We start from the raw sequence: 14488 nt of genomic DNA on the forward strand, positions 1-14488 counted from the left end.
ATAAAACCTTTAGTTGTAGAAAAATAGTTTGGTTTAAGTGCAGTCGGCCTGAAACCTTAATCGTTTCTGGCTCGTACAATCATAAACGGGCCATAAATGCTGATGGATAACTTTAAGGGTATCTGACAATTATATCATTAAAGTTAGGCAGAGTTAATTTTTACGCTATTTTTGTGATATTTAATTAACGACGAGATTTAGTGCGAATATTTGTACCAGGCATAGCTGTTGGTACATCCATTTGTCGATTTAGCACAGCGGGTATCGAAAGGAGTTTTTTGGCAGCAAATAAAAACCAAAAGCTTACATATTTTCTCGAAAGATAATTAGAATAAGATATAAATAAATTCATCGTCTACAATAGCAACTAAATGCTAATCAAGGCATTCCTGACAAAATTATTATTTTTACTCATTGAAAATTATCCCCCGCAATGCTATGAGGAAACTGTTATTTTTTTGTGGAATCATAATAGGATTAGCCTTTGGCTACAAAGCCAATGCAACGCCAACCGTTACCTTTACGGCTTTGGCGGGCAATGCAAGTACCTATTTGCAGCAAGGCAACACCAATCAGGTGGTGTTCGGCTTTCAAATGGTGGTAACCAATGGCCCTTATCAGCCCTTTGTTTTCAATATTTCAACCACGTCTAACGGTTCGAGCAGTATAAGTACCAATGCCATGTTTTCTGGCTATTTGGCCAGCATTAGTTCGGCAACACCGGCAAATGCAGTAGGAGCCAGTACACAATACAACAGTCTGCAATTCAACTCCGGGGTACTTTCTGTTACCAGCATGCCGTCCTTTGCAACGGGCACTTACTATTTTTATTTGGTGCTTAATATTAGTGTAAACCAAAATGCAGCGCCAAACCAGGTTGTTTTTACTTTACCTTCTGTGAGCACTATAGCACAAAACACCACCGGTGTAAGCAGCGTTACCAATTTGGCAACAAACACGGTTTACACCACCGGTAGAAACTACGACTGGACGGGCGCAACAAATACCGTATGGGGCACAGCCGGTAACTGGAAAGACAACACTGGCAATACCAGCAGCAGCGCACCGGGCCAGTATGATTGTGCACGAATAGGTTATGCAAGCACCTATACAAACGCACCTACCGTTTCATCCAATACATCTGTCGGTCAGGTTATTTTAGGCACCGTAAGCCAGGTTACAAATGCAATGATCGTATCTGCCGGTACGCTTACCGTTAACAACGATATCACCGTAACTGCCGACCTTAATACCAATGACATTACAATGAGTATTTCAGGCGCCGGGAATATCACTGCGGTTAACTTTAATATGGGGAATTCAACAATACCTAAAAATAATAATAAATTTTTCGGATTAACCTTATCGGTAAATAGCCTGATGCTATCCGGCGACATCAATCTTAGTGCATATGACTTGAACGGCCTAAGGGACTTTGACCCGCAGGTATATATTACAGCCGGAACTGTTACTGCTGCTAACCTTAACTCTACAATAAACTCCGGCGGTACCAGCAACGCTTTTATAATATTATCGGTTAGCAATGCCACTTTAAACTTCACCGGTGCAACCCCCCTGGGTAATTTACAATCTGCTATTACAAACGGCTTTACTTTAAATGGCACCGGTGCCACTATAGGTTATACCGGGGCGGGGCAAACAGTTTATACAAATTCTGCCATTACGGGGTTAAGCGGCGGCGTTTCCTATACCAATCTTGCCATTGGCGGCTCGGGCACTAAAACGCCCCGTAGCGGTACAGTAACCGTAACCGGCACCTTCAGCACCGTTGCATCTAGTACACCAACGGTTGATTTTACAGTAAATAACGCCGTAATGAATGTTGGCAGTACCTTTACCAATGTATCGGGCGCTACCGTTAAACAAGGTACCGGCGCATTTGCCATTACCGGGGTGCTTAACAATGCCGGCACTTTTACCGGCAATAATGGCACGCTTACGGCTAGTAGTGGCACTGTATTAACCGGGGGTACTTTCACAACCGGCGCAGGGCTGTTCTCCACAACTAATCTCAGCAACACTACAGGCACGTTTCAACAGGGTTCGGGCAATGTAAGTCTTACAGGGGCCATAAGTCAATTTTCGGGCACCATGAATTTCAGTGCGGGTACAGTAGGTATAGCTACATCTGTGGCCATAACAGGTGGCACCATGAACGGAGGCACCGGCGCATTTACCATTGGCAACAGCCTCTCTGTTGGCCCCGGCACTTTAAACTGCGGGGCAAGCCCCGGCACCTTATCCGTTACAGGGCCATTCGCCAACGCCTCAACCGGTACTTTTAGCGCAGGCACAGGTACCACAACATTTAAAAACACTTATACCAATAACGGCACGTTTACTTACGGTGCGGGTACCATTATATTTGATAATGGCACTACGCCACAAGCATTGGCCGATAACTCTACTAACGGCACAACATTCAACAATGTTACGTTTAGCGGTACGGGCGCAAAAACCATGGCAGGCACCGGCCAGTTTTACGTAGGGAGTACCGGGTTGCTTACAATGGGTACAAACACTATACTAACCACGGGGGGAATACTTACATTAAAGTCTGATGCCAATGGTTCAGCAGCAGTTGATAAAATGGCAAGCGGTGCCGGCATTAGCGGGAGCGCTCACGTTCAACGTTTCCTTACCGGCGGCGGCGTAGCTTCTAACCGCGGTTACCGCCTTTTATCATCGCCGGTTAACCAAACTTCAGCAACAATCAGCAATACCAACACCTTCAATCTCGCATACCTTAATCAACATACTTTTAACGGCGTTGCTTATGCAGGGGCGTTTACCGGTGGGGTGTTTAGCAACGATGCGTTAGCTCAGGCAGGAGGCTTTTCGGGTAAAAGCGTTACCCCAACCATTTACCTATACAAGGAATCTATTGCTGCCACTAATATTGGCTCGCTATCGGGTAAGCATGTTGGTGTCATTAAAGTAACTGCTACCGATGTTGCCACACTTAATACAAGTGATGCTACTGCCACCATCAGCAACTTAACCATACCAATTGGTAATGGGTTTTTAATGTACTTTGTTGGCCCCAGTACACGCTCTTCAGGCTCATCATCCATAGTGCCGCAGGATGCTACCATGACCGATAACGGCTTTATAAATCAGGGCACTTTTACGGTTAAGCTTTGGTACACGCCCACAGGCGGAGCCGGAAAACTCTCTTATAGTGCTTTAGCAAACCCCGGGTACAATATGGTAGGCAACCCATACCCATCCACCTTAAATTTAAGCCAGCTTTATAGTGATAACAGCGCCAGCATTGATGTAATTTATATGCTGTCGAAACGCGAGGGGGGTACCGGCCAGGATTACGTGGCCTATTCAACCAACGGTTCTTCGTCGCCTGCAGCCAATGGTTTCGCGGTAAGCGGCGCGGGTTTTATAGTGCATGCTAAAAGCACAAGTGCAACCTTAACTTTTAATGAGAACCAAAAAGCCACCAGCACACAAATTACCGGCAGTTCACTTATTATGGACGCACCACAAGCGCAAGTGCTTGCTGTTGACGGAAAATTAGGGCCAAACAGCTTATCTATTGCACAGCAACGCAAAATGGCACTGCCTGCGCCAACTACCAATCAGCCACTTACCGGGCTATACATGAAAATTGAAAAAGATGCCAACGTTTTTGGCTATTGCGGAATTTATTATCGCAAAGATTATTCGGCTAAATTTGAAGAAGGAGATGCATTATATTTAGCAGGGCCATCGTCAATTACAAGCATTAGCAGTTTATCTTCAGATAAGGTAAAAACAGCTATTAACCACCTGCCCGATTACCATAGCGGCAGCCGCGTGTGGTTAAACGTAAGCGCCACCGCAACCGGCATTTATAACTTAAAGCTGGAAGGTGTGCGGAACATAGATACGCTTTATAATATTTACCTGATAGATCATTTAAAGAAAGATTCGCTGGATATACGCCGTTACGGTACTTACGCCTTTAACCTGGTTTCAACCGATACAAGCACCTTTGGAGGTAATCGTTTCGAGCTTGTTATCAGCCGCAAGCCAGTGCCGCAGTATTTACTTACCAATTTTGCAGCTACCAAAGTAACGGAAGGCGTAAACATTAACTGGAATACCGTTAACGAAAGCAATTACACCAGCTTTACATTGGAAAAGCTAAACAAAACTACCGGCGAATATACCTCCCTTTATGATAAACAAAGCGATGGAAGCGCGGCATACAACTATGTAGACCATGCGCCAAATTCGGGCAATAATATTTATCGTTTAAAACAAAACGATATAGACAACAAAATAAGCTATTCGCAGCCGATAACTATATTTTACGATAAGAATGCCGCCGGCAGCGGGTTATTTAGTGTGTTCCCTAACCCTACCTCAGAAATGATAAACGTGAGCATCCCCGAACCAGCCTCGGCAGCAACCTATAAATTCAAGCTTTATGACTCAACAGGCAACCTGGTTATGCAAAAAACATCCAGTACCAGTAACTGGAGCGAAAATATCGGCAGCCTTAAAACCGGTGCATACATTGTAGAAGTACTTAAAAGTAACGGCGCATCGTTAGGAAAAGGTAAATTTATAAAAAACTAGGTTGACATGCGTGCGGGAAATAACAAACAAAAACGCTCTTCCGGTCTTGTTCAATGTTACTATTAAGCATCCCCTGCATAACATTTGCACAGGGCGACACTCCCGAGATGGCCGCACCGTGCCCTTAGATACCCGGGGTATTTGCCCTTGCAGGCATAGCGTTTATATTCGCAGTGTACCATCTTCATAAAAAGCCAACAAGGTTTTCGGCGTAAGCAAAAAGAAAAATAAACAAAAGCAAAAGCCCCTTACTGCACTGCGCAGGAGGAGCTTTTTTTCCATTAGGTTCTTAAACGAATTAATCTTTTACCCTTTACGAAGCGGTGGCGCTAAGCTTAGTTGCTTGATGATGCCCTCTACCACCTTTGGTATCTCGCGCTGGGTGGTCTTTGGGTCGTGCAGCTCGCCAACGCCGTAGCCGCGCCAAACCAATACGTTAGTTCTGGGGTCTATCAGATCTATAATAATGGTGCCTTCGCGATAGGGCACTCTTGCAGGGAAAGCCCCGCCATAGCCTGGATAACCGTAGCCATAATAGCCATAGCCAAACGGGCGGTACCAGCCATAGCCGAAGCCACCGTAATAACCGCCGTACATTGGGGTGTAATAATAAGTGATTTTGGTGCCGCGGCCGGTAGCGGTGGCGTAGCCAACCAACAGATCGGGGTTTTGCTCATTAATAGTGAGGCCCTTTTGCAGCAGGGCCGTTTTGGCGGCCTCTTTTATTTTGCCGTTACCAATTTCGGTAAGGGGGCGCCATTGCTTGCCGGTATCGCGCTGCATAGGCGCCCAGGCAAAGGTGCGGTAACTGCTTAAGTTGGTTTTGTTTGCAGCCGCAGTATAATAGTTATAACTGCTGCAGGCTTGCAGTACCGATACGAACGCTACCGCCAGCATTAAATAGATATATTTTTTCATGGCAACACCTGTTATTTATACTCCTTAGACAAAGCAATAGGAAAAGGTTTAATGGGCGTGAAAGATTTTTTTTGAGATTTAACCCACAACGTCATTGCGAGGCACGAAGCAATCTCCCGATTAGCAAATCCACAATGCAGGGCGGGAATACTAAGCGTAGAGATTGCTTCGTTCCTCGCAATGACGAAGCTCTTTAAGTTCAGACACTATGACAAATATTTCCCCACTATCGGCATCCTCCTGCCCATACCGAAGGCCTTTGGCGATACGCGCAGGATGGGTGGGGTTTGGTAGCGTTTATGCTCAGAAATATTTACCAGCCTAAGCACCTTGCGCACCACCGCTTCTTCGAAACCGAGTTTGATAATTTCGGCAGATGAACGCCTGTTGAGGATATACTCGAACAATATGGCATCCAGTATATCATATTCGGGCAGCGAATCGGTGTCTTTTTGGTCGGGTCTAAGCTCGGCCGATGGTGGTTTTACGATGGTATTCTCGGGGATTATCTCCCTGTCCTTGTTTATCTCGCGCGCCAGGTCGAACACCTGGGTTTTGAAAACATCGCCTATGACGGATATACCGCCGCACATATCGCCATACAAGGTGCCATAACCCACGGCGGCTTCGCTTTTGTTGGAGGTATTGAGCAATATATAGCCAAACTTATTACACATAGCCATCAGCACCACCGCCCTGCTGCGCGATTGGATATTCTCCTCGGCAATGTTAAAGGGCAGGCCCTGGAACTGCGGCGACAGCGATTCCTCGAAGGCTTCGGTAATTTTGGCTATACGTACGATCTCGCTCTTGCAGCCCAGGTTCGTTACCAGGTCCTCGGCATCTTTTATAGAGTGGTCGCTGCTGAAGCGCGAGGGCAGCAGCACGGCCATCACATTCTCCGGGCCCAGGGCCTCGGCAGCCAAAGCGCATACCACGGCAGAATCAATCCCGCCGGAAAGGCCCAAAATAGCCTGCTTAAAGCCCGATTTATAGAAGTAATCCTTGATCCCTAAAATCAGGCCCTGGTGTATCTGCTCAATATCGCTCTGTTTTTGCACACGCACTGTGCTCTCGTGCTCAAAGCTGATAGCGGCATCGTCGCCCAGGGTGTAATAGGTCAACGTTTCCTTAAAATACGGCAGCTCATCAACCAGGTTGCCTGCATTATCAAACACCAATGAGCCGCCGTCGAATATCAGTTCGGTTTGCGCGCCAACGTGGTTCACGTAAAATAGCGGCAGGTTGTAGCGGCTGGCGTTATCTTTTAAAATGGCAATACGCTCGTCATCGTGGTTGTACGCAAATGGCGATGCTGCAATGTTTATCATTACATCGGGCTTTTGCTGTATCAGCGTATCCATAGGGCGGGTAATGTACAACGGATTTTCTATGGTGTTCCACAAATCCTCGCAAATGGTAAGCGCGATGCGTGTTCCCTTAAAATCTATGCAATTGAAACTGGTTGACGGCTCAAAATAGCGGTACTCGTCGAAAATATCGTAATTGGGCAGCAGTGCCTTGTTCACGATGGCCTTTACCTCGCCATCCTCAATAAAATAGGCGGAGTTGTTTAAATCCTTGCCCTCGGTATTGTTGTTAGGTGTTGGCAGGCCTATAATACAGGCAATATCCCGGCACTCGGCAGCAATGGTTTTGGCAGCTTCATCGCATAGGTTAATGAACTCGGTAAACTCTAAAAAATCGCGCGCGGGATAGCCGCAAACGCATAATTCGGCAAAAACCACCAGATCGGCACCATTAAGTTTAGCCTCGCGGATGTGCTGTATGATTTTGTTGGTGTTGGATTCGAAGTTACCTACGTGATAGTTAAGCTGGGCTAATGCGATCTTCATATTATGCTGTAGTAATGCTTTCGCTGTAATGCAAATAAAAAAATTATTTTTGCTAAAACGACAGAAATGAACTCTTATTCTTACAAAACAGGGCTTATTTATTTAGGCCTTGCCTCGGTACTGCTATCGGCCTGTAACAAACATAAAAAAATTGATGTTAGCAATATACCGGTTGATGTAAAAATCGAACGTTTTGATAAGGATTTCGATTCGCTGCGTGTAAAGCATATGGATGAGCAGGCAGGCACGCTTTATAAGAAATACGGCAGTTTTTATATCGATTTCATCGAGCGCGTATTAAAAGCCGGCAGCGCCCGCGATACGGCTTACTACACCCGCCTGCGCGCCATTTTTGCCGATAAGGCCTATGCCGACTTAAAGCACGACGTAGATGCCACCTACCCCAACCTGGATAAACAGGAAGCCGAACTTACGGATGCTTTCCGCCGCATAAAATACTATTACCCCAAAAAGAACCTGCCCAAAGTGTATGCTTATTGGTCGGGTTTCCAAACGCAGGTGGTTGTTGGCGATACGTACTTCGGTATAGGTCTGGATTTGTTTTTGGGTGCGGATTCGCGTTTTTACCCCGCACAGGTTGATGCCTATCCGCGTTATATAAGCCGCAGGTTTACGCCCGATAATATTGCCCCGCGCGTTGTGGAAGGCATGGCCCGAGAGGATATGTTCCCTGAGAATGAAAAAGACAAGAGCCTGCTGGCCAAAATGGTGTATAACGGTAAAATCATGTACTTTATGGACCAGGTACTGCCCGACTTAGCCGACTCTACCAAAATTGGCTACACCGATAAACAAATAAAATGGTGCGATAGCTTTAAGGCTGATATTTGGAGCTACTTTTTAGAAGAGAACCTGCTTTACGAAAGCGATTACCAAAAAATACAGAAATACCTCAACGAGGCCCCCTTCACCCCCGGCCTTGGCGAAAACAATGAATCGGCACCCAAACTGGCGATTTGGACGGGCTGGCAAATCGTTCGCGCTTATATGGATAAGCACCCCGAGGTTACCCTGCCGCAACTAATGGCGGATGACGACGCCCAGGAAATTTTGAACCAAGCCAAATACCGGCCCAAGAATCCGTAGGTGAGGGATTTGTGTCTTGGGTGTTCGAAACATGGCGCAAATGTCCGCATCACTAGTTGACTCACCCCCGCCCCCTCCTCTGCTGCGCAAAGAAGGGGAGAAATTGGGGTTATTTTCCTTTTTTTTCCTCACCCTCTTTGCGGAGCAGAGAGGGTCGAACAGCGGAGCGCATTCGGGGTGAGTCAAATCTGCGAGCGATAAGAATCGGCCCTAAAAGGTTTCATGCATTCTAAGGTCAGGCCCTTATGGATCATCAATCAAGGAATTTTGATGGTAGATATACACCTAAACGTATCATCCCAGGCAATGGCGGCTCCATCTTTAGATTTGGTTGCGCCCCTGCAAGTGGTATAGTGCCGTATAAAATCCAGCCCCGCGCTATTGTCGGGACTACCATCTTTAAAAAAGTCGAAATCCAGATTCTTAAACGTAAAGGGATGCCAGGCATAATTGCTCGTAGCATCGGTGTACCATGTGGTAATTTGGGTTGGGCTTTTATCGCTTTGATTGTAATGAAGCACCTGGTAGGCCGGGTTATTACCGTTCCGCGAATCGAGCCCGGGGGCTATGGCCACGTACGATAGTAGTTTGCCGCTATCTGCCAGCAGGCGGCTATCAACCATGTGGGTATGCCCCGCAAGTTGAAGCTTGATGCGTTGCGAATATTGCTTGATGATTTGCAGGTAAGCCGCCTGGACGCTATCCTGCCAGGAGGGGGTTTTGCCGTATCTGTCTATCCCCGGCGGCACATGGTAAACCAGCCATGCCGATTGGCCGGGCTTAAGGGCCTGTAATCGCTCTTTCAGCCAAACCAACTCGGCTTTAGCCTCGGAAGCCAGCGAATCATTCTCATGCATAAAAAGCACAGTATTGAGCACGATTACGGCCAGGCTATCTTTCTCGTAAGCATAATACCCACCGGCAAGGAATGTTTTTTTTATCCTGCCGCCCTTATCTATCCGTTTGAGCAGGGCATCATAAAAAACCTTGTAAGTTGCGGCATTGGGTATGTTATGCGCAATGCAATCATTATTGCCCAGCGCGGGTAATATCACGGCCCGCTTATCTATTGCTTTAATGTTTTTGATGACGTATTTATAGCTCAGCTTCATGTCGGCTATATCGTGCGTATCGTTCTCGGCCTTGGTAGTGTGCCGTAGCAAATCGCCGGGCATAATAATAAAGGGGTATTTGCCCGCTTTGGCATTCGCGGTGGCAGATAAGAAAACCCGTGGGTCGGTATCGGTATGATAAAAAGTATCGAAGGGCTTGCGAAGGTCGATATGCACATCAGACAGCACCAGCACCGAATCGGTTTGGGCATAACATAAAACAGGGAGTATGGCGATGATGAACGGCAGGAGCTTTTTCATATAGGGCGAATGAGGATAAGGTTATACGGCTAAGCAGTTTTGTTATAAAGTTAGGCATTTATTCTTGAGAACTTGCCACCCGGATATTCGTTTGCGCTGCCCGAGAGGTTGTGCAAAGTAACCGCCCAAAACTGCAAAATCATCATTTGGAGCGCACGGCTCTTTTACACCAGATTTTACGCACCGCGTATCAGTTTAAGGAAAGATTCGCGATAAATACCCCCAATGGGCAGGGCGGTATCGCCACCGTAACCTGATCGAAAAAAAAGAAAAATAAATTTGCGCAGCTGATTGACTGCACTTATATTTACAGTCAATCAACTGCAAATAACGATGAGACGAGACGTTTTCCAGGCCATTGCCGATCCTACACGCAGGGCCATCTTAACTTTACTGGCCGTAAGCGCCATGACACCCAACGCCATTGCCGAACACTTTGATAGCACCCGGCAAACCATATCTAAACATATACAGATACTTACCGAATGCGAAGTACTGGTGCAGAAAAAATCGGGCAGAGAGATACATTACCACTTCAATCCCGAAAAAATGAAAGAGATAGACATTTGGCTGCAACGTTTCCGCAAGATGTGGGAAGACAGCTTTAACCAATTAGACGACTTATTAAACGACTTGTAAACTCAACAATCATGATAAACAACTTTGTGTTCGAAACCGACCTTGCTACTAAAAAGATTTACATATCGCGTGAATTTAATGCGCCGGTTGAAAAAGTATGGAGAGCCTGGACCGAGCCCGACCTGATAGACAAATGGATTGCGCCAAAACCCTGGTCGGCCAAAACCAAAACATGGGATTTTACCGTCGGTGGGGCATGGCTTTATGCCATGATTGGCACCGAAGGCCAAAAACATTGGGTATATGCCGAATTTACCGCGATAGAAAATGGCAGTGCCTTCTCGACAACAGGCTTGTTTTGCGACGGTGAGGGCAACCCGGTTACCGCAGGCCCAAAATCATATAGGGACACGAAATTTTTAGCCATAGAAGGTAACCGCGCGAAAGTAGAATCGGTGATAACTTTTGAGGACGAATCCACTATCAAAATGTTCGTAGACAACGGCTTCAAAGAAGGCACAGCCGCCAGCCTTGCCAACCTGGATGATTTACTGGCTTCGGAATAAACCCGGGTATTTGCGCCTAACCCAATCAAACTTTAATTATTTCAAGTAAAAACCAAATTAAATACCATGAAAATCAAACATTTAAGTGTTGCTCTCGGCATCGTTTTGTCGGCAACTGCATTGAACGCCAATGCGCAAAAAAGTTATACCGAAGGCCTGGTAACCCTCAAAACAAGCACAGGCGCCCAGGAAATCGAAGTAAAGGAATACTTCCGTGCTGATTCTACCGCTGCACTGTTTTCTGCAGGCCCGGTAAGCATTAAGCTTTTATCAGATACTAAGGATAAGTTTTTTGCCGTAGTAGCTGCGGTACCTAGTTTCAATATCAAAAAGGCTGCGATTTATACCCAGGCCGAAATAGACCAGATTTTAAGCACTTTCCCTGCGTTTACCTTTGCCCCAACAACCGAAACCAAACAGATATCGGGTTTCAACTGCAAGAAAGTAGTGGCGACAGATACTAAAACAAAAAAAACTTACGATACCTGGATAACCAATGACGTAGTGCTGCCCGCTAATGTTGTTGAAAAATATTATGCCAAAATCGGCGGCACACCTATACAATACGCAGCATTCCAAACAGGGCCCGATGGCGCACTGGTAGTTGCTGATTACGTAATAACTGCCGTTTCTGATCAAAAGGCCCCGGCCGGCACATTCGGTATAGCGCCCGACTATGATAAAATCTCAAAAACCGAACTTGATGCTATGTCGCAAAACAAGCAGTAGGCTTATGTATTGCTTAGCAAAACCGACGTTAATTATCAAGCCCTTACAAGTTCCGGATTATTATAAATCGTGTTATATTAGACAGCGGAAAACTACCATAATCAAAACTGTTCTTATTAAACGAAACAATATATAATAACCTAATAACAATCAACATGAGTAAGACAACAATCAACGTTATTTACTGGATCACAACGGGGCTGATATTAGCCTTGATGCTTTATTCGGCAGTCATGAGCTTCAAAACAACCCCCGAAGGCACCAAAATGCTGGAAGTATTGGGGTACAAGCCTTATGTAATGCATCTATTGGCAGTAGCCAAAATATTGGGCGTAATAGCCATACTTACTCCGGGTTTTCCACGGCTTAAAGAATGGGCCTACGCGGGTTTTACGTTCGATCTTATTGGCGCCGCATATTCTTCCTATGCTTCGGGCATCGCCTTTAAAGATTGGGCACCTATACTGGTATTCATTGCCATATGGGCCTGCTCGTACATTTTCTACCATAAACGGTTGAAGTTGAAAGCGGCGTAAAATAAAAGGGCGGACTGGAAAATACGCTAAAAAAGGGCCTGACCCCGTAGAGGAGTTAGGCCCTTTTTATTTATCTATAACATTTAGTAAAGACTTTCGCGATATTTATAATGATTTTTCGCCGAACGTCAATCTATTAACAGCGCATCGCCATGATTACAAGAATTTGGCACGGCCGCACCAGTTTAGCAAATGCCGACGACTATCTAAATTTCCTTCTTCATAAAGGCACAAAAGGTTATACCGACACGGAGGGCATCCTTACCGTGAAAGTATGGCGGACCTATGAAGCAGATTGCTGCCATTTTTATACCGTTACCGAATGGGAAAATCTGGAAGCCGTTATCAGGTTTGCCGGAGCTGACTATGAGAAGGCCGTGTATTATCCCGAAGATGAAGGCATACTATTAGAGTTTGAGGAAAAGGTTAGGCACTGCGAAACCTATCCTATCGAAATAGGATAGCCAGTTAAGGCCAGTCCCGTAGTTATAGGCTGCAGCGAGGACGACCTTTTCACCTCGGTCGAAACTTGTTTGCCATCAAACAATCAAAATCCGTCGATATTGCTTGCGCAAAATCGACGGCATGCACCGGCTGGTTAAGGCCCATTCCTGAGATAAGATTATCGTAGCTACTCCCCCGTGACTTTATCTGTGATATGAAAATAATCAAAATCGGCTGACCCACCGGGGCTTTTAGTAGCGTAATTGAACAGCGCGAACCTATAACCCATAAAGTGAGGTAAAGTGTATGCCATTTTCAATTGTGTACCGACGAGTGTCCATGCCTTTCCATCAAGGCTGTAAAAGAAATTGGCGATGTCTTTTTTATCCGTAAAAACACATTCTGCTTTAAAGAAAACCTTCTGCTGATTCAGTGGGATGTTCTGCACCGCTATTGGCACACCAGTGCTTGCGTTAACCATCACTATTGTTTTGCTTTGGCCATTTATTTTAACGCCCACCAGGCCATAATTTTTTTGCAATAAGCCCAGGCCGGCAAAGTCGCCGTCTTTCATGTTAGATACGTCGAGCGATACCGACCCTGTACATACCGGGCCGATTGTCCGTTGTGTTAAAGAATTCCGGGCCATTAAAAAATTGGTATCGACCCGGCCAGTGGTAAGCCGTAAATAACCTTTGCGAGCCGTAACAGACCAAAGGCTATTATCAGGATTGTGGTTCCATTGCCAAACAAGCGGTAACGCAGGCTCCCCTCTTTTACGCGTAAACTCGTCAGGAGAAACCAAGCTGGGGATAAGGCCTTTAGAAGCAGGCAAATCAAGCGTATCAGGCACTTTGCCATTTATGCCGATTACCGGCCATCCATCTTCCCATTTAACAGGCACTAAATAAGGCACACGGCCGACAGCACCAAAGTCGCGAAAAAGGTATGCATACCAGGTACCGTCAGGCATGTCGATTAATCCGCCTTGTGCTACGCCTTTATCCTGCAGGCCAACCCGCCCTTCGTAGGGGCCGGTAATTTTATCTGCACGATGTATCACTACGGTACGCATACCGCCGCGTGGCCAGGTAATATTGAACAGATAATATTTTCCGTTTACCTTAAACAATTGAGAGCCTTCGGCATTAAGGCCGCCGTTGTTGCCGGATGGCAGGCTGGCATTTTCGATAAGGGTTTGATCGACGCCGCCGGGTTTTATGCCCGATGCATCCGGGTTTAACTCTACAATCCTCAATTTCCCACCGCCTGTTACCATATATACTTTTCCATCATCATCAAAAAACAGGGAGTGGTCGTGCAGGTCGGGTTTAAACGAAACCGATTTCCAGGGCCCTTTTTCGATATCCTTTGTAGTATATACATGGGTTTTACCTGTAGTTTGGGCAAAAGTGGTCACATAGAAAGTACCCTTATGATAACGGAGGCTGCTGGCCCATGAGCCGCGGCCATAAGTACTTTTTCCGTTGCTTAGCGTAAGAGCATCTACGGTTGAAAGTGTATCATAAGCGTAGCCGATCAATTTCCAGTTGACCAGGTCTTTCGATTTCATGATAGGCACCCCGGGGCTCATGTGCATGGTTGTGCTGCTCATATAATAGGTATCGCCCACGCGGATCATGCTCAAATCGGGCACATCGGCATATATAACCGGGTTAACCGCTTTATTCTGCGCCTCAACAAAAAAAGGGACAAAAAGCAAGGTTGCTGCGATACTAAACCGGGCAAAAAAATGTCTCATACTAATGGTAATTATTCCT

General features: G+C 46.1%; 11 protein-coding genes. 7 read left to right on the forward strand and 4 right to left on the reverse strand.

Features of this window, described 5'->3' with window-relative positions; genetic code table 11:
• Positions 1-438: 438 nt before the first annotated feature.
• Positions 439-4599 carry a T9SS type A sorting domain-containing protein gene (locus tag AC1DXC_RS16180; protein WP_477460198.1) on the forward strand — a complete coding sequence of 1387 codons (4161 nt, stop codon included), beginning with the start codon at positions 439-441 and terminating at the stop codon, positions 4597-4599.
• Positions 4600-4905: 306 nt separating this feature from the next.
• Here AC1DXC_RS16180 and AC1DXC_RS16185 read toward each other — a convergent pair whose 3' ends face one another.
• Together AC1DXC_RS16185 and AC1DXC_RS16190 are read right to left on the reverse strand one after the other, a co-directional pair.
• The gene (locus AC1DXC_RS16185; RefSeq protein ID WP_477460199.1) at positions 4906-5517 is read right to left on the reverse strand and encodes a DUF4136 domain-containing protein; all 612 of its coding nucleotides are present in this window, start codon (positions 5515-5517) and stop codon (positions 4906-4908) included.
• Positions 5518-5723: 206 nt separating this feature from the next.
• Positions 5724-7373, reverse strand: a complete 1650-nt coding sequence (locus AC1DXC_RS16190; protein WP_477460200.1) for an NAD+ synthase — start codon at positions 7371-7373, stop codon at positions 5724-5726.
• Positions 7374-7439: 66 nt separating this feature from the next.
• Between AC1DXC_RS16190 and gldB the strand changes: the two genes are divergently transcribed.
• The gene (gene gldB, locus AC1DXC_RS16195; protein WP_477460201.1) at positions 7440-8480 is read left to right on the forward strand and encodes a gliding motility lipoprotein GldB; all 1041 of its coding nucleotides are present in this window, start codon (positions 7440-7442) and stop codon (positions 8478-8480) included.
• A gap of 257 nt (positions 8481-8737) precedes the next feature.
• Here gldB and AC1DXC_RS16200 read toward each other — a convergent pair whose 3' ends face one another.
• On the reverse strand, positions 8738-9853 hold the full coding sequence (locus AC1DXC_RS16200; protein WP_477460202.1) for a metallophosphoesterase: 1116 nt from the start codon (positions 9851-9853) through the stop codon (positions 8738-8740).
• 333 nt (positions 9854-10186) lie between these two features.
• Between AC1DXC_RS16200 and AC1DXC_RS16205 the strand changes: the two genes are divergently transcribed.
• The 5 genes from AC1DXC_RS16205 (at position 10187) to AC1DXC_RS16225 (ending at position 12727) form a co-directional block, all read left to right on the forward strand.
• Entirely contained in the window at positions 10187-10492 is a 306-nt protein-coding gene (locus tag AC1DXC_RS16205) for an ArsR/SmtB family transcription factor (protein ID WP_477460203.1), read from the forward strand.
• Positions 10493-10503: 11 nt separating this feature from the next.
• Positions 10504-10998 carry an SRPBCC family protein gene (locus AC1DXC_RS16210; protein ID WP_477460204.1) on the forward strand — a complete coding sequence of 165 codons (495 nt, stop codon included), beginning with the start codon at positions 10504-10506 and terminating at the stop codon, positions 10996-10998.
• 66 nt (positions 10999-11064) lie between these two features.
• Entirely contained in the window at positions 11065-11727 is a 663-nt protein-coding gene (locus tag AC1DXC_RS16215; protein WP_477460205.1) for a hypothetical protein, read from the forward strand.
• A gap of 155 nt (positions 11728-11882) precedes the next feature.
• Positions 11883-12263 carry a DoxX family protein gene (locus tag AC1DXC_RS16220; protein WP_477460206.1) on the forward strand — a complete coding sequence of 127 codons (381 nt, stop codon included), beginning with the start codon at positions 11883-11885 and terminating at the stop codon, positions 12261-12263.
• Between the two features lie 152 nt (positions 12264-12415).
• Positions 12416-12727 carry a hypothetical protein gene (locus AC1DXC_RS16225; protein ID WP_477460207.1) on the forward strand — a complete coding sequence of 104 codons (312 nt, stop codon included), beginning with the start codon at positions 12416-12418 and terminating at the stop codon, positions 12725-12727.
• Between the two features lie 167 nt (positions 12728-12894).
• Here the strand turns inward: AC1DXC_RS16225 and AC1DXC_RS16230 are convergent, their stop codons facing one another.
• A complete protein-coding gene (locus tag AC1DXC_RS16230) occupies positions 12895-14469 on the reverse strand; it encodes a glycoside hydrolase family 43 protein (RefSeq protein ID WP_477460208.1) in 1575 nt (524 codons plus the stop codon).
• Positions 14470-14488 lie beyond the last annotated feature (19 nt).

Source organism: Mucilaginibacter sp. P2_D11 (genome assembly GCF_056404435.1).